This is a genomic window from Janthinobacterium sp. GW822-FHT07A03, assembly GCF_058798815.1.
Genome location: NZ_JBXAKW010000001.1, coordinates 18652 through 39378, shown reverse-complemented (window position 1 = coordinate 39378; position 20727 = coordinate 18652). Strand labels below are relative to the sequence as shown.

The window sequence follows — 20727 nt, the reverse complement described above, 5'->3', positions numbered from 1 at the left end:
TGCGGCGCCAGCGCTCCCTGCCACAATAAATGGCAATGTACTTGACCACTCAAGCTTTAATCAACTACCATGCAATTTTTAAACATGGACAAGACGAATATGCCAACCGCCACAGACACTGATTTGCTGCGCAATACCAACTTCCGCTGGCTGCTGGGCGGCGGCCTCGTTTCCATGCTGGGCGACCAGTTCAGCCTGCTGGCCCTGCCCTGGCTCGTGCTGAGCCTGACGGGCGATAGCCTCAGCCTCAGCATCGCCGTGGCCCTGATGGGCGCCCCGCGCGCCGTGCTCATCTTGCTGGGTGGCACCATCGCCGACCGTTATTCGCCCCGGCGCGTGCTGCTGCTGAGTAAATATGCGAACGCCGCCATCCTGCTGGCACTGGCGGGACTGCTGTGGCTGGACCAGGCCAGCCTGGCGCTCGCGTATGCGGCCGCGCTGGCACTGGGCATCGCATCCGCCTTCGGCATCCCGGCCGGCACGGCCATCCTGCCGCAAGCCGTGCCTGCATCATCGTTGCAGAAAGCCAATGGCTTGCAGATGGGTGTGCGCCAGCTGTCCTTGCTGGCCGGTCCCCTGCTGGCGGCGCTCGTGCTGGGCGCCCGCGGTACCGGGCAGCACACCTCCATGGCGGCGCTGGCCGCCGCCTTTGCCATCGATGCGCTGACGTTTGTGTTTTCCGCATGGACCTTGCGCCAAGTCAAGCTGCGGCCGCTGCCCGCGGCTGCCGCACCGCAAGGCATGTGGCGCGACATGGCGGCGGGCCTGGCCATGGTGTGGCGCGACTTGCCCCTGCGCAGCTGTTATGCCTACTGGGCGGTTGTAGCCTTCTTCGTCATGGGTCCGCTGCAGGTGGCCTTGCCCGTGCTGGCCAGCGAACGCCTGCACGGCGCCTCGGCGCTGGGTTTGCTGATGGGTGCGCATGGCGCCGGCACCCTGGCCGGCATGCTGGCGTCCAGCCTGGGCGGCGCCTGGCTGCGCCGCCATTTCGGCGCCACCTTGCTGCTCGTCGACGCTGTCGTCGGCTGCCTGCTGATGGCGCTGGGACAGATCAGCAGCGCCTGGCACGGCGCGGCCCTGCTGGCCGTCACCGGCATGCTGGGCGGCTATGTGCAGGTGGCCATCTTTACGTGGATACAGCGGCGCGTGGCGCCCGCCATGCTGGGCCGGGCGATGGCCTTGTTCATGGGCATCTTCCTGGGACTGGCGCCCCTGTCGGCGGCGGCCACGGGCGCGCTGCTGCGCCACCTGAGCGTGGGCGAGCTGTTCTGCGGCGGCGGCGCCCTGCTGCTGGCCGCCGCCATGGCCGCCACCCTGCTGACCGACATTCCCCGCATCGCGGGCAGCACTTCCGTATCGTCACATTGAGAAAGTTCTACCATGGATAAAACACGACAAACGGCCCTGAAAGCGGCCTACCGGCAACAAGCGCCAGCGCTGGGCATCATCGCGCTGCAGCACTTGCCCAGCGGGCGCACCCTGCTCGAACGCAGCCGCAACGCGCCCGGCACGCTGAACCGCCACCGCTTCGAACTGAACCTGGGCAAGCACCGCAATGCGTGCCTGCAGGCGGACTGGCGGCGCGACGGCGCGGCGGCTTTTCGCTTCGACATCATCGACACCGTCGATCAATCCACCGATCCCGCCTTCGATGCGGACGCCGAGCTGGACGCCCTGCTGGCCCTGCACCAGGCGCAGCTGCTGGAACAAGGGCAATCCCTGTATTGAGCGGCCATGCTTTACACTTGCGCACTCAAGCACTGCGCAGCCAACACAAGGAAAACATGACCGATCACCCTACCCTGTCGCCGGACGGCGGCAACGCGCTGGACTTTTGCCTGCGCCTGGCGCGCGCCCAGGCGCTCATCGTGCGCCGCTTCGACAGCATCCTGGGCAATCTGCACGGCCTGAGTTTCAGCGATTATCAATTGCTGTACCACTTGCAGCGGGCGCCCGGCGGGCGCCTGCGCCGCATCGACCTGGCCGAGCGCCTGGCGCTGACGGCGTCCGGCATCACGCGCTCGCTGATGCCGCTGGAAAAGATCGGCCTGGTGGCGCGCCAGGCCGACCAGCGCGATGCACGCGTCGGCTATGCCGCCATCACCGAGGCGGGACTGGCATTGCTGGCGCACGCGAACACGACGGCGCAGGCGCTGGCGCAGGAATTGCTGGGCAACGCCAGCGCGGACCAGCTCGCGCCCCTGTCCCTGCTGCTGGGCGCTATCGCCGGCAAACAGCCCTCTAACGGCTGACGCGCGCTACACCAGCGCCAGCTTGCGCAGGCGCCGCGTCGACGGCCAGCGCGCCATGCCCGTCTCGTCGCGGATGGCGGCGCAGGCGGCCAGCACGCGGGCGCACTCGTCCTCGCGCAAGCCCGCATTCAGGGTCAAGCGCACCAGCGAACGGTTCTTCGGCGTGGCTGGTGCACAGAAGACGGCGCCATAGATGCCGTGCCGCTCCAGCGCCTTGCGCAGGATCAAGGTATCGGGTTCGCTGCCCGCTTCCAGCGCGATGATCTGCTCGGTGCCGTCGCTGACGTTGTAGCCGAGAGCCATCAACCCCTGGCGCAGCTGCACGCTGTGGCGGCGCAAGGCGGCGCGGCGGGCATCGGCGGCACGGATGAAATCGAGCGCCGCATCGAACCAGGCCAGTTCGTGTTCCAGCAGGCAGGAACTGAAGATGGCGGGCCGCGAGGCGGACAAAAAGTAACCCTTGAAGCGGGCCGAGCACGTGATCAGCCCCGCCCGGCCCGCGAACGCCTTGGCCAGCGACGCCGTGCGGAAATGCACCCTGTCGGCCAGGCCCAGCTCCGCCACCAGCCCCGCGCCCTGCGGACCATGCGTGCCCAGCGAGTGCGATTCGTCGACGATCAGCATGCTGCCGCTGCGCTCGGCGATTTCCACCATGTCCCGCAGCGGCGCCACGCTGCCATTGGTGCTGTACAGCGCATCGACGACGATGATGCCGGGGCCATGCTTGTCGAGCTGGCGCTGCAGGTGGGCGCCATCGTTGTGCAGGAAGGCAACGGGCACGGCTTGCGCCGATTGCACGCCTTCCCACAACGACGCATGCGCCTGCATGTCCAGGTACACGGGGATGCCGGGCCCGGCCAGGCTTTGCAGCAAGCCCACGTTGGCGGCCCAGCCCGACTGCGCCAGCACGCACGCTTCGCTGCCGAGAAACTCCGCGAATTTATGTTCGAGGCGGTGCTGGCGGCTGCCTTCCTGCAGGAAGACGGACGACATCAGCATGGCGCCGCCGCCCTGCAAGACGCGCGCCTGGGCCGCCAGCAGCGCCGCCTCGCCGGCAATGTTCAGGTAATCATTGCCAGCGAGCATCACGGCACCGGCCGGCATGGATTGCCATTCGTGCAAGTGTTCGCCGCCGAGCAGCTTCTCGATGCGCTCGACATAGTGTTCATCCATGCGCGCGCGCACGAAGGCGGGCATCCGTTGCTCGGCGTGGATGGCGCGGGACGACAGGGGGGAAAGGGCGTGTGACATAGGGACTCCTGATTGGTTGCGGTGGGAACTACCGCGTCCAACATGCGCGAGCCATTCGGCAAGAGATTGATACAGCTCAACAGTTATGCCGATATTCTGCTGGTAGGGAGGGAACCCGCCGATCATGTTGTATTGACACGCCTCAACGAACACGCCCCCTGACCATGATGCACGCGCAGTCCCCTTCCGGAAAACAATGGCAAGGCAAGCTGCTCCAGCCTTTCCTGCATTTCCACGACGCCATCGAACACACGCCCGTGCGGCGCGCCCAGGTGCGCGCCCTGGCGCTCATCGGTGCGCTGGGCATGCCCCTGTATTACGCGCTGTGGCATTATCTCTTTCCGCAAGAATACGAATCGCCGCTGCTGCGCACGGTGGCGGCGCTGCTGTTCCTGCCCGCGCTATGGCCCGGCCGCTTCAGCAATACCTGGTTCAGCGTCTACCTGTTGCTGGGGCTGACCTTCGAACTGCCGTTTTTCTTCACGTATATGTTCCTGATGAACCACGCTTCGGCGCTGTGGGTACATTCGCTGCTGGTGGCGCTGATCGTGCTGTTTCACTTCGATACGCGCATCGCCGTCCTCGCCTATCTGAGCGGCACCGTGCTGGCCTGCCTGGCGTTTGCCGTCGCCGGCGATCCCGCCTTTTTGCTCAGCCGCGACGTCTTGCAGCAACTGCCCGTGCACTGGTTCACGATTGCCGTGCTGTCCGTGGTCAAGGTGGGGCGCCATGTGGGTGCGCAGGAAAAGCTGGCCGGGCTGGCTGCCGGGCTGGGCAGCGTGGCGCACGAGTTGCGCACGCCCCTCGTCAGCGTCGAGGCGAATGTGCGCGGGCTGCAGCGGGGACTGCAGCAAAGGGCGCAGCAAGGGGCGCAGCAAGACCCGCAAGGCCAGCCGCCCGATGCGGACAGCCTGGACGCGCTGGCGCGCATCCGCTTCGAAGTGCGCCATATGCACCACATGATCGATCTGTTCCTGCTCAGCGCCAGCGCCGTCAACCGCAAGCTCGAAGCGAACGAGACGGTCGCCATGCATGACAGCGTCACGTCCGTCCTGCGCCGCTATCCATTTACCAGCACGGCGCAGCGCGACATCGTCAAGGTCGACGTGCGCGCCGACTTCAGCTTTTCCGGCCAGTCCGAACTGTGCGTGGTCATCCTGCTGAACCTGCTGCGCAATGCCTTGAAAGGCATCCAGCGCGCCGGCAAGGGCCGCGTGCGCATCATCATCGATGGCGCGCGGCCCGTGCCGCGCCTGCTGTTCATCGACACGAGCTGCGGCATCGCGGCCAGCCGGTTGCCGCTGATCTTCGACCGTTTCTATTCCTATCCCGCGCACAACGGCAGCGGCATCGGCCTGGCCCTGTGCCGGCAAATCATGCAAGCCTGGCACGCGCGCATCAGTTGCGTCGCGCGCGAAGGCGCGTACGCCATCTTCGTGCTGGAGTTTCCGCAGCCACAGGCCAGCACCAGGCACAGCCGTTTTCCATCCATCCACCGCGCGAGGTGACGCATGCAACTGCCCGTCTACACCCATCCGACCCTGACCGTATTGATCGACGACAGCGATTCCTTCCTGAAAAGCATGGCGTTCCAGCTCGATCCCAGCCTGGCGCGCAAGACCTTCCACGACACCAGCAGCGCGCTGCACTGGCTGCGCCACAGCGCGCAACTGGGCGAGACGCCGCTGCACGTCAATTTCGATACGCAAAACCTGCCGCCCGACCAGTACAACGTGGCGCTCGACATCGAACGCATCTGGCGCATCAGCAGCCAGGCGCAGCGCTTTGCCGTGCCCTCCGTGCTGGTGGTCGATTATTCGATGCCGCAGATGAACGGCCTGGAATTTTGCCAGGCCGTGCGCGACTTGCCGTGCAAGAAGATTTTATTTACGGGCGCGGCCGATGAAAAGGTGGCCGTGACGGCCTTCAACCGGGGCTTGATCGACCGCTTCATCAAGAAGAGCGACGACGATGCGCTCGACATCCTGGAACAGGAAATCGTCAGCCTGCAGCGCGAATTCTTCCTGCAGCAATCGGATACCGTGCGCGACTTGCTGATGCTGCACGACTACAGTTTCCTGCAAGACGAAGCGCTGGCCGCCGTGGTGCAGGAGCTGTGCCAGCGCCACGGCTTCGTCGAGTTCTATATCTTTCCCAATCCCAGCGGCATCCTGTTCTTCACGCGCGATGGCCACGCCAAGCTGATGATCATCGAGACGGAACGGGGCCTGCACACGCAGTACGAAATGGCGCGCGACAGCGACGCGCCGGAGTCGCTGCTGCTGGCCTTGCTGGAAATGCGCGTGATCCCGTATTTTTCCGATGCCGACAGCGATGGCATGTATGCGGCGCACATCGGCGAAAACTGGTTCCGCTATTGCGCCGCCCCCACCATCTGCCTGGGCCGCGTGACGTATTTCTGGGCCCTGTTCGACGTGCCGGCGCACCAGCTGGGGCAGCCGGTCATGTCCTACGCGCAATTTCTGCGCGCGGGCGCGGGCGACAGCGTCAGCGCTTAGGATCAGCCTTCGCGCAGGGTCTGCAGCGGCGGATGCTTGAGGACATTGCGCAGTCCCAGCCAGCCGCCGGCGATCGCGCACAGGGCGCCGGCCAGCAGGCCGAAGGCCCACACGCCCGGCGCGAAGCTCCAGGCGAACTTGAACTGGTACGTCGCCAGCGCCCAGCCCATGGCGGCCGCGCCCGAGGCGGCCAGCAGGCCGGCCAGCGCGCCGACGAGGGAAAACTCGATCAGCTGCGCCTGCGCCAGCTGGCGCCGCGTGGCGCCCAAGGCGCGCAGCAGGCCCGCTTCGCGCGTGCGCTCATCCTGCGAACCCATCAGGGCCGCATACAGCACCAGCAAGCCCGAGGCCAAAGTAAAGGCGAACAGGAATTCGACGGCCGTCACCACCTGGTCCAGCACGCCCTGTATCTGTTTCAGCACGCCGCCCACGTCGACCACCGTCAGGTTCGGATAGTCGCGCAGCAGGGCGTTGCCCAGGTCCGCCTGCGCGGGCGGCAGGTGGAACGCCGTGATCCACGTCTGCGGCGTGTCCGCCATGGCGGCCGGATTGATGATGACAAAGAAATTGACGCGCATCGAGCCCCATTCCAGCTTGCGCAAGCTGGTAATGGCCGCTTCCACGGGCTGGCCGGCGATGTCGAAGCGCAGCTTGTCGCCCAGTTTCAGCTTCAGGGTCTTGGCGATGCCCTCTTCCACCGACGCTTCCGCCGGCGCGCCGGGCTTGTCGCTGAACCACCTGCCGGCCACGAGCTTGTTTTCTTCCTGCATGGCGGCCATCGTCGACAGGTTGAATTCGCGGTCGGCCAGGCCCTTGGCGCGGTCGTCCTCGTACGTGGCTTCCGTGATGGCATTGCCGTTCACGGCCACCAGCCGGCCCCGTATCATCGGATACAGCGGTGCGTTGGCCACGCCCGCCTGCGCCAGGCGCGCGGCGATCGGGTCTTTCTGCTCGGGCAGGATATTGATCATGAAGCGGTTCGGCGCATCGGGCGGCGTGGCATTGCGCCAGGCCACCATCAGGTCGCCCCGCACCACCGTCAGCAGCAGCAAGGCCATCAGGCCCAGCGCCAGCGACACCACCTGGATGACGGTGGCGCCCGGACGCCGCTGCAGGGACGTGACGGCAAAGCGCCAGCCCTGGTGCCTGAAGGCGCCGCGCAGGCTTTTCAGCGACTTGATGCCCAGCCAGCCGGCCAGGGCGAACAGCGCGAAGCCGCCCAGGAAGCCGGCCGCCGTCAGCAAGGCCAGTTTCACGTCGCCCGCCTGCCACAGCAGCAGCACGACGAAGGCGGCGATGCCGAGGCCATACGTGGCCAGGGCCAGCGCCTGCGGCGGCTCCTGTTCGCGGCGGATCACGCGGTTATGGGGGACATTGCGCAGCTGCAAAATCGGCGGCAAGGCAAAACCGAGCAACAGCAACATGCCGGTGGCCACGCCCTGCAGCGCGGGCAGCAGGGACACGGGCGGCAAGTCGCTCTGCACCAGTTTGCCCAGCAGCTCCAGCAGCACCAGGTGGCCGCCGAAGCCCACCAGCACGCCGATCACGCTGCCCGCCAGGCCCACCAATAAGAATTCGATCACATACATGGCCGTGACCTGGTTTTGCGTCAAGCCCAGGCAGCGCAGCATGGCGCAGGCGTCGAGGTGGCGCAGCATGAAGCGGCGCGCCGCCATGGCCACGGCGACGGCCGCCAGCATGGCCGACAGCAGGCCGACGAGCGACAGGAAACGGTCGGCGCGGTCCAGGGTCGATTGCATTTGCGGGCTGCCCGATTCCAGCGATTCGATGCGCACGCCTTTGATGGACTGCGCCTTGATCTGGCTTTCCAGCGAGGCTTGATATTGCGCAAGCTCGGCCGCCTTCGCGGGCGGCGCCGACAGCAGCAGCCGGTACGACACGCGCGAGCCGTTCTGCGCCAGCGCCGTGGCGGCAAGATCACTCAAGGGCAGCATCACTCTCGGGGCGAAATTGAGGAACGATGCACCGCGGTCCGGTTCGCTGGCGATCAGTTGCGTGACGGTAAAGGCCTTGTCGCCCAGGGTCAGGGTGTCGCCCAGTTTGGCGTTCAGGCTGGACAGGATCGCCGCATCGACCCACAGGGTGCCGGGCGCCGGCACCTGGCTGGTCGGCTGGCCCACGGCATCCTGCGCTTCGCTCAGCTTGGTGGTGATTTTCAGCTTGCCCCGCTGCGGGTAGCCGGGCGAGACGGCCTTGATGGACGCCAGCTGCGACAGCGATTGCTCGCCTTCGCCCGCCTGTGCCATGCTGGGAAACGTCACCGTGTCGGCCAGGATAAAACCGCGCCTTTGCGCTTCGGCGCGCCAGGCCGCATTGACGGGCTGGTCGGCGTTGATGACGAGGTCGGCCCCCAGCAGCTGGTGCGCGTCGCGGTTCAGGCCCGCGCGCAGGCGGTCGACGAAGAAGCCCACGGCCGACAGGGCCGCCACGGCGACGATCAGCGCGACGAGCAGGAAACGCAGTTGCCCGGCACGCCAGTCGCGGCCGGTCATTTTCAGGGAGAGGCGGAACATGGGCGGCGGGTCTTTATGCTGGTTTACTGCGTGGCGCCGTGGGCGGCCGCGTGCTGCGCGAAATACGCATCGACGGTAGCGAGGAAGGCATCTTTTTGTGCCTGCGGCAGGAAGGCGGCGATGAAACCGTTGCGCGCCAGGCGTTGCGCGTGGGACAGGCCCAGCGGCAAGGCATCGAAGATGGCGTCGAAATTGTCGTTCATGTAGCCGCCGAAATAGGCGGGATCGTCCGAGTTCACCGTCACCAGCAGGCCCGCGTCAAGCAATTGCACCAGGTTATGGTCATGCATCTGGTCGAACACGCGCAGCTTGGTGTTCGACAGGGGGCAGACGGTCAGCGCGATCTGTTCGCGCGCCAGCCGGGCCGTCAGCTCCGCGTCTTCCAGGCAGCGTACGCCATGGTCGATGCGTTCGACTTGCAAATCATCAAGGGCCGTGCGGATATACGCTGGCGGACCTTCCTCGCCCGCGTGGGCCACCAGGTGCAGGCCCAGTTCGCGGCAACGGGCAAACACGCGCGAGAACTTCTCGGGCGGGTTGCCCACTTCCGAGGAATCGAGGCCGATGCCGATGAACTTGTCGCGGTGCGGCAGCGCGTCTTCCAGGGTTTCGAACGCCTCTGCCTCGCTCAAATGGCGCAGGAAGCACAGGATCAGGGCCGCGCTGACGGGGCTGTCCTGGCAGGCCCGGTGGATGCCGTTGATCACGTCGGCCATCGGCACGCCGCGCGCCGTGTGCGTCTGCGGGTCGAAGAAGATTTCCGTGTGCAACACGTTATCGGCTTCGGCGCGGCGCAGGTAGGCTTGCGTCATGTCATAGAAATCCTGCTCTTTCAAGAGCACGCTTGCGCCAGCGTAATAAATGTCGAGAAAAGACTGTAAATCCGTAAAAGCATAGGCGCTGCGCAAGTGTTCCACAGATTCATAGCCCAGCGGCACGCCATTGCGCTCGGCCAGTGCGAAAATCAGTTCTGGCTCCAGCGAGCCTTCGATATGGATATGCAATTCGGCTTTCGGCATGCCGCGGACGATCGCGCGCAATTGGGGGTTCATCATGGGTGTTCCTTATAGGGTGGCGATAAAAATGCTGGCACGCGCGCGCGGCGCGCAGGGCCATCAGACATGCAGGCATCTTAGCGCAAGATGGCCGGCCTCACCGGCGCCCGGCCGCCGTGGCGCCGGCAACGGCAGCGCCACGGCACGCACCGGCACGCGCTGGCGAATTGTCGTATGATGATTTAAAAGGGACAAAAAGGTTCATTGAAATGGATGAAAAATTTGATGGTTTATCCAATTAAATCAACAATTTACAAACAAGTATTAAGGATATGCTGACATATCTTTTGACTTCCTGATCCTTTAGAGCAATAATAAATTTCATGGGGTAATGGTAGGTGCAACAAGCGCTATCAACAGTGAAAAAAAAGCCGGCTGGCCACGTCAGCGCACGGCATCAAGCGCCAGTTTTTTGGTCCGGGCAATCCGGACTCGCAAAGACAGCCGGGCTTGAAACAACAATAAAAATCGGTACGGGGTACAGGAAAAGTTCAGACGGCAAGCCCAGGCGAGTGCCAGGCGGGCGGCCATGGTGACTGGCAGTTCAGGTTTACATTAAAGGACATTGACATGACCATTTTTGATAACTATGCAGCACGCTACGAGCGCACCCGCGAAGAGGAAATGTCGCTCACCGAGTACCTGGCCCTGTGCAAGAAGGACAAGCTGACGTATGCCAGCGCGCCCGAACGCATGCTGGCCGCCATCGGCGAGCCGCAGCTGGTCGACACGCGCAACGACACGCGCCTGTCGCGCATCTTCGCCAACAAGGTGATCAAGATCTACCCCGCCTTCCGCGAGTTCTACGGCACCGAGGAAGTCATCGAGCAAGTCGTCTCCTACTTCCGCCACGCGGCGCAAGGCCTGGAAGAACGCAAGCAGATCCTGTATCTGCTGGGGCCTGTCGGCGGCGGCAAGTCGTCCATCGCGGAAAAACTCAAGTCGCTGATGGAACACGTGCCCTTCTATTGCCTGAAAGGCTCGCCCGTCAATGAGTCGCCGCTGGGCCTGTTCAACGAGGAAGAGGACGGCACCATCCTGGAAGAGGATTACGGCATCCCGCGCCGCTACCTGCGCAACATCCCCAGCCCGTGGGCCGTGAAACGCCTGCATGAATACAATGGCGATATCAACCAGTTCCGCGTCGTCAAGCGCTATCCGTCCGTGCTCAAGCAAATTGCCATCTCGAAAACGGAGCCGGGCGACGAAAACAACCAGGATATTTCCTCGCTGGTGGGCAAGGTCGACATCCGCAAGCTGGAAGACTATGCGCAGGACGACCCCGATGCCTACAGCTATTCGGGCGGCCTGTGCCTGGCCAACCAGGGCTTGATGGAATTCGTGGAAATGTTCAAGGCGCCCATCAAGGTGCTGCATCCGCTGCTGACGGCCACGCAGGAGGGCAATTACAAGGGCACGGAAGGCTTTGGCGCGATACCGTTCGACGGCATCATCCTCGCTCACTCGAACGAGTCGGAATGGAAGACGTTCAAGAACAACCGCAACAACGAGGCGTTTCTTGACCGTATCTATATAGTCAAGGTGCCGTACTGCCTGCGCGTGTCCGATGAAATCAAGATCTACGACAAGCTGGTGGCCAATTCCTCGCTGGTGAAAGCCCCGTGCGCGCCCGGCACCCTGCGCATGATGGCGCAGTTCGCCATCCTGTCGCGCCTGAAAGACCCGGAAAACTCCAGCATTTTCTCGAAGATGCTCGTCTACGATGGCGAAAACCTCAAGGATACGGACCCGAAAGCCAAGTCCATGCACGAATACGTCGATTACGCGGGCGTGGACGAGGGCATGAACGGGCTGTCGACGCGCTTTGCCTTCAAGATCCTGTCAAAAGTGTTCAACTTTGACAATTCCGAAGTGGCTGCCAATCCCGTGCACTTATTATATGTACTGGAACAGCAGGTCGAGCGCGAGCAGTTCGCGCCGGAACTCGAGCAGCGCTACTTCTCCTATATTAAGGAGCACCTGGCGCAGCGCTACGTGGAATTCATCGGCAAGGAGATCCAGACGGCTTACCTGGAAAGCTATTCGGAATACGGCCAGAACATCTTCGACCGCTATGTGACGTTCGCCGATTTCTGGATACAGGACCAGGAATACCGCGATCCGGACACGGGCGAGAGCTTCGACCGCGAATCGCTGAACAATGAGCTGGAAAAGATCGAGAAGCCGGCGGGCATTTCCAATCCGAAGGATTTCCGCAACGAAATCGTCAACTTCGGGCTGCGTGCGCGGGCCTCGAACGGCGGCAAGAATCCCGCCTGGACCAGTTATGAAAAGTTTCGCACCGTGATCGAAAAGAAAATGTTCTCGAATACGGAGGAATTGCTGCCCGTGATTTCCTTCAATGCCAAGGCCAGCGCCGACGATGCCAACAAGCACGCCGACTTCGTGGCCCGCATGGTGGAAAAAGGCTATACGGCCAAGCAGGTACGCCTGTTATGCGAATGGTACTTGCGCGTGCGCAAGTCATCCTAGCGCGGACAGCGGAGGCGCGCTCCCGCCCGGTGACTGGCGGGGCGCGCAAGACGAGAGGCAAGGAGGCACCCTTTGACATATCTCATCGACAGGCGCTTGCAAAGCAAGAATAAATCCGCCGTCAACCGCGAGCGTTTCCTGCGGCGTTACAAGGGCCAGATCAAGGATGCCGTGGGGCGCGCCATCAAGGGGCGCTCGATCACGGACGTCGAGAATGGCGAGAAGGTCAGCATCCCCGTCAAGGACGTGGGCGAACCGTCGTTTGGCCACGCGCATGGCGGCGTGTGGGAAGTGGTCAATCCCGGCAACAAGGAATACCTGAAGGGCGACCAGATCGCCCGGCCGAAAGGCGGCGCCGGCAGCGGACGGGGCAAGGCGGGCAATAGCGACGAGACGACGGAAGACGATTTCATCTTCGAATTGTCGCGCGAAGAATTCATGAATTACTTCTTCGAAGACCTGGAATTGCCGCACATGGTGAAAACCCAGCTGACGGCCACCACGGAATTCAAGAACCAGCGCGCCGGCTACAATATGTCGGGCACGCCATCGAACATCCACGTGCTGCGCTCCCTGCGCGGCGCGCTGGGGCGGCGCATCGCCGTCGGCGGCGGCGCCCGCAGGCAGCTGGCGCAGGCCGAGGAAGACCTGGCCGTCCTGCTGCACGAAGGGGCGCCCGACAGCGACCCGCTGGTCACGGAACTGCGCCGCCTGATCCACCACCTGCACACGCGCCTGCTGGCGATTCCCTTCATCGACCCGTTCGACTTGCGCTACAGCAACCGCATCAAGGTGCCCAAGCCCATGACGCAAGCCGTCATGTTCTGCATCATGGACGTCTCCGGCTCCATGGACGAATCGCGCAAGGACACGGCCAAGCGCTTCTTCATCCTGTTATATCTGTTCCTCAAGCGCGTCTACGACAAGATCGAGGTGGTCTTCATCCGCCACCATACGGCCGCGTCGGAAGTCAACGAGCACGATTTCTTCAATTCGCGCGAGTCGGGCGGCACCGTCGTGTCGTCCGCGCTGCACTTGCTCAACACCATCATCGACGAGCGCTATGGCGCCGGGCAGTGGAACAGCTATGTGGCGCAGGCGTCCGACGGCGACAACTGGGACAACGATTCCGTGCTGTGCCGGCAACTACTGATCAACACCATCATGCCCAAGGTGCAGTACTACACCTATGTCGAGATCACCGACGGCCCGCAGCAAAACCTGTGGGAGCAATACGCGGGCGTGCTCGACCATCACGCCCATTTCGCCATGCAAAAGATCGTCACGCCGGCCGATATCTACCCGGTCTTCCGCGAACTGTTCAAGAAACAGGTGAAATGATGAGTGCAGCCTTTGACCGCGCCAGCAATACTCCGGGCGAACCGTTCGTGCGCCTGCGCCACCCGAACGCCCTGCCCGAGCAGTCGGAATGGACGTTCGAGCTGATCGAGCAAATCCACGAGGAAATCCGCCGCGTGGCCAGGCAGTTCGGCCTCGATACCTATCCGAACCAGCTGGAAATCATTACGGCAGAGCAAATGATGGATGCCTACACCTCGGTGGGCATGCCCGTCTCGTACAACCATTGGTCGTTCGGCAAGCATTTCCTTTCCACCGAGAAAAGCTACAAGCGGGGCCAGATGGGCCTGGCCTACGAGATCGTCATCAACTCGAACCCGTGCATCGCCTATTTAATGGAGGAAAACAGCCTGACCATGCAGTCGCTGGTGATCGCGCATGCGGCCTATGGTCACAACTCTTTCTTTAAAGGCAACTATCTGTTCCGCGCCTGGACGGATGCGGACGCCATCATCGACTATATGGTGTTTGCCAAGAATTACATCGCCGAATGCGAGCAGCGCCATGGCGTCGATGCCGTGGAATTGCTGCTCGACTCGTGCCACGCCATCCAGAACTATGGCGTGGACCGCTACAAGCGCCCGGCGAAACTGTCGATGGCGAAGGAATATGCGCGCCAGAAAGAGCGCGAAGCCTATGTGCAGTCGCAGATCAACCAGCTGTGGCGTACCCTGCCCCGGCGCGACGAGGACGAAGACGAGGACGACCAGCGCAAGGCCGCCCCCCGCTTTCCGCCCGAACCCGAGGAAAACCTGCTGTACTTTATCGAGAAGTACGCGCCGCTGCTGGAACCGTGGCAGCGCGAGATGGTGCGCATCGTGCGCAAGATTTCCCAGTATTTCTATCCGCAGCGGCAAACCCAGGTCATGAACGAGGGCTGGGCCACCTTCTGGCACTACACGATATTGAACCAGTTATATGACGAAGGTGTGGTGGGCGACGGCTTCATGATGGAATTCCTGAAAAGCCATACCAACGTGGTCTACCAGCCGCCCATCGACAGCCCGTATTACAACGGCATCAACCCGTATGCGCTGGGTTTTGCCATGATGAGCGACATCCGCCGCATCTGCGAGCACCCGACGGACGAGGACCGCGCCTGGTTCCCCGACATGGCCGGCACGGACTGGCGCAAGAGCCTGGACTTTGCCATGCGCAATTTCAAGGATGAAAGCTTCATCGCCCAGTACCTGTCGCCGCGGCTGATCCGCGAATTCCACTTCTTTGCCGTGCTCGACGACGACAAGAATGAAAAGCTGGCCATTTCCGCCATCCACGACGATGCCGGCTACCGCTACGTGCGCCAGCAGCTGGCGGAGCAGTACAACCTGGGCAACCGCGAACCGAACATCCAGGTCTGGTCCGTGAATACGCGCGACGACCGCGCCTTGACCCTGCGCCACACGCAATTCCAGCGCCGTCCGCTGAACCAGCAGGCGGCCGAGGTGCTCAAGCACGTGGCACGGCTGTGGGGATTCGATGTGCACCTCGATACGGTCGACCCGCAGGGCGCCGTCCTGGGCACCTTGAATTGCCGTCGGGAAAAACGCAACCGGCGCGACGACCCCGTTGTCCGGCCATGAAATGATTTGTTGATAATAATCAATAGCAAGAATATAAGCGCTTCCTATGCCTATATAGGAATTCAGTATGGCCTGGCGGCGTCAAATGGGCCGCCAGGACCGCCTTTTTTGACCTGGATAAAGTGCGTTCCGCACCCGTTTGGTGCGCGCGGGCCGCTAAGTGGTCTGGTTCCGAGCCAAAACATTTCCAAAAAGAAAGATTTTCCTCCAAATTTAGCGGTTTCCATATTGAATATCACGAAATATAATTCCGCCATATGGGCACATCGGAGAACTTAGCAGTGGTAGCCCAAAACGGCTGTAAAAAACCGATAAGACCGCCTTTTTTTCTGTCCGAAAGCGTGCAAAGATGACATAAGCAAGTACGTTTTCAGGGCGCAAAAGCGCCAAAAATTTAACCGGTTTTAGGCGTTAAAAATCTGTGTAAAATAAAGAATTCGTATGTATAATTCGGCGACGTCCCGGATACGGCTGGAGCTTTGTGTCGTCATTTTGGGGTTCAGTTGCAAGACAAGAGATGGTATTTGGAGAAAGCAGGCATGAATTTTTCGAACGAGAAAAGTCCCAAGAACTACACAGGCATCACTATCGTTGTCCTGCTGCACGTTCTCGCGGCTTACGGGATCGTGACGGGCTTGGGCAAGCGGTTGGTCACCAAAATGATGGAACCGGTTGAAACCAAGATTATCGAGGAAGTCAAACCGCCTCCACCGAAGGATCTTCCACCGCCACCACCGCCGCCAGAAATGAAGGCGCCACCGCCGCCATTCATTCCGCCAGTCGAGGTGAACGTGCAGCAGCCGCCGCCACAGCAAAACGTGATTGCAAATACGACTGCTGTGAAGCCAGCCACGAATGTATTGGCACCGCCAGCACCGCCTGCACAGCCTGCGCCAACTCCTGGACCAGCCAAATCGGTGCGTACGCCGGCCGTGGTTGACTTCAGTGTCTGCGAAAAGCCGGCTTATCCAAAGTCGTCGCAGCGCAATGAGGAAACCGGTGTGGTGACACTGTCGTTCCTGATCGGTGTAGACGGCAAGGTCGCTGATTCGAAGATCGTGAAGTCCAGCGGCTTCAGAGACCTGGACAAAGCTGCGGTGCAAGGTATCAGCCGCTGTACATTTAAGCCGGCAACAGTTGACGGCAAGCCGGAACAAGGCTGGCAGCAAATGCAATACGTTTGGTCGCTGGATTAAAACCCGAGGCAGTTATCCCCTGTCTCACACTATGATTTCGTTGTCATTACGTTCAGCGATCTGTTATTTTTAATTTTGGAGGAAGCATGTTTAAGAATACCCGTTTGTCCGCATTTTTTGCCGCGGTTCTGTTGTCCGTTACCGCTACTACCGCTCTGGTAGCAGCTCCGGCATTCGCTGACGCGCCAGCATCGGCTGCCGCTTCGGCTCCTGCGGCAGACGCTGCACCAGCACCAGTTGCCGCAGATGCCGCCGCTCCAGCAGCAGACGCAGCAGCTCCAGCCGCTGACGCAGCCGCTCCAGCCAAAACCGAAGAAGTCCACAACCCGTTCGGCCTGCAAGCAGTGTGGGACGGCGGCTTCGTGCCACGCGCCACCCTGATCATCCTGGCCATCATGTCGATCGGCAGCTGGTACATCATCATCACCAAGCTGATGGATCAAATGAAGATCTTCAAGCAAGCTAAAGAAACCGCTGCCAAATTCTGGAAAGCGCCTTCGATCGCTGCTGGTTCGGCAACCCTGACCGAAGGTTCGCCATTCCGCTTCATCGCGGAATCGGGCACCAAGGCAACGGCTCACCATGACGGCGCCCTGCTGGAACAAATCGACCTGTCGACCTGGGTGACGATGTCGATCCAGCGCGCTTCGGACAAAGTTCAATCGCGTCTGCAAGATGGCCTGTCGTTCCTGGCAACCGTTGGTTCGACCGCACCGTTTATCGGTCTGTTCGGTACCGTTTGGGGTATTTACGGCGCGCTGACCAACATCGGCATGACCGGTAACGCGTCGATCGACAAAGTTGCAGGTCCAGTTGGTGAAGCACTGATCATGACCGCTTTCGGTCTGCTGGTCGCCGTTCCTGCCGTTCTGGGTTACAACTGGCTGGTGCGTCGTAACAAAACCGCAATGGAAGACGTACGCTCGTTCAGCGCCGACGTTCACTCGGTACTGATCTCCGGCGCAATGTCGACCAGCGAAGCTGGCCGTGCTGCCGGCGCTAAAAAGATCGGATAAGAATCATGTCGATGTCCGTCGGCTCCGACAGCGGAGATGAAGATCAAGTAATGTCAGAAATCAACACGACGCCGCTCGTCGACATCATGTTGGTTTTGCTGATCATTTTCTTGATCACCAGTCCGGTTGTCCTCAAATTGCAGAAAATCGATCTGCCGATCGAGGCCAACCAAGCCCTTCAAAGCAAGCCAGAAAACGTCAACATCGTTGTCAACAAGGATGGCGAGATTTATCTGGGCCAGAAGAAACTGAAAGATACGAGCGAACTGTTCGATTATCTGAAAGTTGAAGCAGTGAAAGTACCGCAGCCGGAAGTACACGTTCGTGGCGACCAAGAAACACGCTACGAATCGATCGGCCGGGTTATTTACACGACCCAACGTGCCGGGATCCAGAAGGTCGGCTTCATCACCGAACCACCTGACAAGGGCTGATAGCAACTGGCAGCGGCGCCCCGGCAACAAGGGCGCGCCACTGCCGGAAGCTGACCGGGCGGCAGTTTCGCCCGGTGCTTCGTTGGACTTCTTAAAGGAAACACTATGAGTATGAATGTCGGTTCGGGAAGCGCTCCAGGCGCGGATCCGGAACCAATGATGGAACTGAACATGACGCCCCTCATCGACGTGATGCTGGTGCTGATTATCATGTTGATCATCACGATTCCTAAGCAAAACCACTCGGTGAACTTGAACATGCCGGTCGGCACCCCGCCGCCACCGACAACCGAACCAGTGGTCGTCACGATCGATGTCGATTTTGACGGTACGATCTTGTGGGACAATCAGGTCGTTCCTGACCGCGCTTCGCTGGAAGCCAAGCTGAGCAACGTTGCTGCGCAAGCAGACCAGCCGGAAGTGCATCTGCGTCCGAACAAGCTGGTGGAATATAAAGTCGTCGCCGGTGTGATGGCGTCGGCGCAGCGTCTGGGCGTGACCAAAATCGGTCTGGTCGGCAACGAGCAATTCCAGTAAGCTGCAGCAATCAGGTTCTCTTTACATCCGAATAGGCAGGACTTCCTGCCTATTCGCTTTTTACTGAAAGACTTTCTTATGTCCAAGTTTCGTCTCGCTCATCTCGGCCTCGTCATGGCCGCTATCGGTTTTACCGCAGCAACTCCCGTAATCGGCCTGGGCTCGCTGGCATACGCCGCGGACACCGTGCGTGCCGAAGTGGGCAAGCCACTGCAAGAAGCGCAAAAACTCGCTAGCAGCGGCAAAAACAAGGAAGCGCTGGCCAAGCTGCGCGAAGCTGACAGCGTCGGCGGCAAGACCGCCTTTGAAAGCTACCAGATCGAGCGCGTGCGCGCCTCGGCTGCCGCCGCCGCCGGCGATAACGGCACTGCCATCAAGGCTTTCGAAGCCGTCATCAATTCCGGCCGCCTGAGCGCCGCCGAAGCCCCCAAATTCACGCAAGCGCTGGCAGGCATGTACTACCGCGCCAAGGACTGGCCGAACACCATCACCTGGATCAAACGTTCGCTGAAAGACCGCGAAGATCCACAGATGCGCGAACTGCTGATCCAGACCTACTACGTCAGCGGCAACTACGCCGAAGCGGCGAAAGAACTGCAAGCGCGCGGCGGCAACTCGGAAGCGAGCCTGCAAATGCTGGCCAACATCCAGTTGAAGCAAAACGACAAGGCCGGCTATGTTGCCACCCTGGAAAAACTGGCCGGCAGCTATCCGAAGACCAGCTACTGGGCCGACCTGCTGAACCGCGTCTCGGGCAAGCCTGGCTTCTCGCAACGCCTGGGCCTGGACGTCCAGCGCCTGCGCCTGGCCAACGGCCTGTTCAGCAAGCCATCCGAATACATGGAAATCAGCCAGCTGGCCTTGCAAGCAGGCAATCCTGGCGAAGCGTTGAGCATCATCGAGCAGGGCTACAAAAAAGGCGTGCTGGGTACCGGCGCCGATGCGCCCCGTCACCAGCGCCTGAAAGACCTGGCCCTGAAGACCCAGGCTGACCTGAAGGCCAATGCCGCCAAGTCGGAAGCGGAATACGTCAAGAACAAGGACGCCGACAGCTTGAGCAAGCTGGGCTTCGCCCTGGTCTACGATGGCCAGGCCGACAAGGGCCTGGGCTTGATGAATGACGCCGTGAAACTGGGCACCGCCAAGTATCCGGAAGAAGCCAAGCTGCACCTGGGCATCGCCTACATCCACGCCGGCAAGAAAGCCAACGCATCGACGGCGCTGAAAGCCGTCAAGGGCACGGATGGCGCGGCTGACCTGGCCCGCTACTGGGCCTTGATGAATAAATAAGATAATATCCCCAGGATATTGTCGGGCAGCTAGTCGAGTGCCCACCACCAAAAGCGTTGCCAGCACCCTTGCCGGCAACGCTTTTTATCATTTCAGCAGGGAAATTGCCCCTGTGCCCGCCCTGCCGGGTGTGCATCCCTGAAACAGTCCGTATAATCCCCCTTTTGGCACAGTTTTTCATCAGATTCCTATGAAGGTATTCCGCGGACTTCCCAATGCCCAGGCACGAGCGCCTTGCGCTCTGACCATCGGCAATTTTGACGGTGTCCACATCGGCCATCAGGCCTTGCTGGCGCGCGTGCGCGAAGCTGCCACCGAACTCGGCATCGAAGCGGCCGTGATGACGTTCGAACCGCACCCGCGCGAGTTCTTCGCGCAGCGCGCGGGCGACCTGTCGAAGGCGCCGCAGCGCATCGCCAACCTGCGCGACAAGCTGCAGTCGCTGGACGACGCCGGCATCGACCGGGTCGTGGTCGAGCACTTCAGCGCCCAGTTCGCCGCCCTGACGCCGCAGGAATTCACGGAAAAAGTCCTCGTCGACGGCTTGCACGTGAAATGGCTGATGGTCGGCGACGACTTCTGCTATGGCGCCCGGCGCGCCGGCGATGTGGCCATGCTGCAGGAAGCGGGCCGCCAATATGGTTTCCATGTAGAAACACTGCCCACCGTCATGAATGGCAGCACGCGCATCTCCTCGTCGGCCGTGCGCCTGGCGCTGGCCGCCGGCGATTTCCCGCTGGCCACGCAGCTGCTCGGCCATCCGTACGCCATTTCCGGCCACGTGATCCACGGCCAGAAGCTGGGCCGGACACTCGGTTTTCCCACCCTGAACCTGCGCGTGGCGCACCGCCCCGCCCTGTCCGGCATCTTCATCGTGCAAGTGCACGGCCTGGGACCAGTACCGCTGCCGGCCGTGGCCAGCCTGGGCGTGCGTCCTACCGTCGACGACAGCGGCCGCGTCTTGCTGGAAGTGCATCTGTTTGATTTCAATCAATCCTGCTACGGCAAGCTGGTCCGCGTGGAATTCCTGCAAAAGCTGCGCGACGAAGAAAAGTACGACGACTTGCCCACCCTGACGGCCGCCATCGAGCGCGACTCGAACCAGGCGCGCGCCTGGTTCGAACAGCGCAGCGGCGCCATTACCGCCACCGACCGAATTTGACGCCGGCCAACTCCGCCGCCTGGCGGCCCCTGCCGCCGCAAACCAT

At 61.7% G+C, this 20727-nt stretch carries 17 protein-coding genes; 14 read left to right on the top strand and 3 right to left on the bottom strand.

The features are described from left to right. Positions 1–99 precede the first annotated feature (99 nt). Genes AC1RJW_RS00180 through AC1RJW_RS00170 form a run of 3 tightly spaced genes read left to right on the top strand, consistent with a single transcriptional unit; the run spans position 100 to position 2252 of the window. On the top strand, positions 100–1368 hold the full coding sequence (locus AC1RJW_RS00180; RefSeq protein WP_493042478.1) for an MFS transporter: 1269 nt from the start codon (positions 100–102) through the stop codon (positions 1366–1368). A gap of 12 nt (positions 1369–1380) precedes the next feature. Then, complete coding sequence (locus AC1RJW_RS00175) at positions 1381–1728, top strand: GIY-YIG nuclease family protein (protein WP_493042475.1); 348 nt, start codon at positions 1381–1383, stop codon at positions 1726–1728. Between the two features lie 56 nt (positions 1729–1784). Next, positions 1785–2252, top strand: a complete 468-nt coding sequence (locus tag AC1RJW_RS00170) for a MarR family winged helix-turn-helix transcriptional regulator (RefSeq protein WP_493042474.1) — start codon at positions 1785–1787, stop codon at positions 2250–2252. Positions 2253–2258: 6 nt separating this feature from the next. On the opposite strand, the gene cqsA is transcribed toward AC1RJW_RS00170, so the two are convergent. Beyond that, entirely contained in the window at positions 2259–3503 is a 1245-nt protein-coding gene (gene cqsA, locus AC1RJW_RS00165; protein ID WP_493042473.1) for an alpha-hydroxyketone-type quorum-sensing autoinducer synthase, read from the bottom strand. A 164-nt stretch (positions 3504–3667) separates the two neighbouring features. Here cqsA and AC1RJW_RS00160 point away from each other — a divergent pair, with 164 nt between their 5' ends. Together AC1RJW_RS00160 and AC1RJW_RS00155 are read left to right on the top strand one after the other, a co-directional pair. Then, positions 3668–5011: a sensor histidine kinase gene (locus AC1RJW_RS00160; RefSeq protein ID WP_493042469.1), complete on the top strand. Its 1344-nt coding sequence runs from the start codon at positions 3668–3670 to the stop codon at positions 5009–5011. Positions 5012–5014: 3 nt separating this feature from the next. Then, on the top strand, positions 5015–6022 hold the full coding sequence (locus AC1RJW_RS00155) for a response regulator (RefSeq protein ID WP_493042467.1): 1008 nt from the start codon (positions 5015–5017) through the stop codon (positions 6020–6022). Between the two features lie 2 nt (positions 6023–6024). Here AC1RJW_RS00155 and AC1RJW_RS00150 read toward each other — a convergent pair whose 3' ends face one another. Continuing rightward, complete coding sequence (locus tag AC1RJW_RS00150; protein WP_493042465.1) at positions 6025–8556, bottom strand: ABC transporter permease; 2532 nt, start codon at positions 8554–8556, stop codon at positions 6025–6027. 23 nt (positions 8557–8579) lie between these two features. Continuing rightward, positions 8580–9611 carry an adenosine deaminase gene (locus AC1RJW_RS00145; protein ID WP_493042464.1) on the bottom strand — a complete coding sequence of 344 codons (1032 nt, stop codon included), beginning with the start codon at positions 9609–9611 and terminating at the stop codon, positions 8580–8582. 570 nt (positions 9612–10181) lie between these two features. Between AC1RJW_RS00145 and AC1RJW_RS00140 the strand changes: the two genes are divergently transcribed. From AC1RJW_RS00140 to AC1RJW_RS00100, 9 genes are all read left to right on the top strand, one after another. Next, entirely contained in the window at positions 10182–12104 is a 1923-nt protein-coding gene (locus AC1RJW_RS00140) for a PrkA family serine protein kinase (protein WP_034754154.1), read from the top strand. A gap of 72 nt (positions 12105–12176) precedes the next feature. Beyond that, positions 12177–13445: a YeaH/YhbH family protein gene (locus AC1RJW_RS00135; protein ID WP_493042462.1), complete on the top strand. Its 1269-nt coding sequence runs from the start codon at positions 12177–12179 to the stop codon at positions 13443–13445. Then, a complete protein-coding gene (locus AC1RJW_RS00130) occupies positions 13445–15046 on the top strand; it encodes a SpoVR family protein (RefSeq protein WP_493044186.1) in 1602 nt (533 codons plus the stop codon). Before AC1RJW_RS00135 ends, AC1RJW_RS00130 begins: the two co-directional genes overlap by 1 nt. Before the next feature lie 539 nt (positions 15047–15585). After that, entirely contained in the window at positions 15586–16242 is a 657-nt protein-coding gene (locus tag AC1RJW_RS00125; protein ID WP_034754161.1) for an energy transducer TonB, read from the top strand. A gap of 86 nt (positions 16243–16328) precedes the next feature. Then, positions 16329–17258, top strand: coding sequence for a MotA/TolQ/ExbB proton channel family protein (locus AC1RJW_RS00120; protein ID WP_232251050.1), 930 nt, complete (start codon positions 16329–16331; stop codon positions 17256–17258). 5 nt (positions 17259–17263) lie between these two features. Beyond that, positions 17264–17692, top strand: coding sequence for an ExbD/TolR family protein (locus AC1RJW_RS00115; protein ID WP_034754165.1), 429 nt, complete (start codon positions 17264–17266; stop codon positions 17690–17692). A gap of 105 nt (positions 17693–17797) precedes the next feature. Beyond that, positions 17798–18229, top strand: coding sequence for an ExbD/TolR family protein (locus AC1RJW_RS00110; protein WP_176741207.1), 432 nt, complete (start codon positions 17798–17800; stop codon positions 18227–18229). A gap of 78 nt (positions 18230–18307) precedes the next feature. Further along, the gene (locus AC1RJW_RS00105) at positions 18308–19519 is read left to right on the top strand and encodes a tetratricopeptide repeat protein (RefSeq protein WP_493042459.1); all 1212 of its coding nucleotides are present in this window, start codon (positions 18308–18310) and stop codon (positions 19517–19519) included. A gap of 190 nt (positions 19520–19709) precedes the next feature. Beyond that, positions 19710–20681, top strand: a complete 972-nt coding sequence (locus AC1RJW_RS00100) for a bifunctional riboflavin kinase/FAD synthetase (RefSeq protein ID WP_493042455.1) — start codon at positions 19710–19712, stop codon at positions 20679–20681. Positions 20682–20727 lie beyond the last annotated feature (46 nt).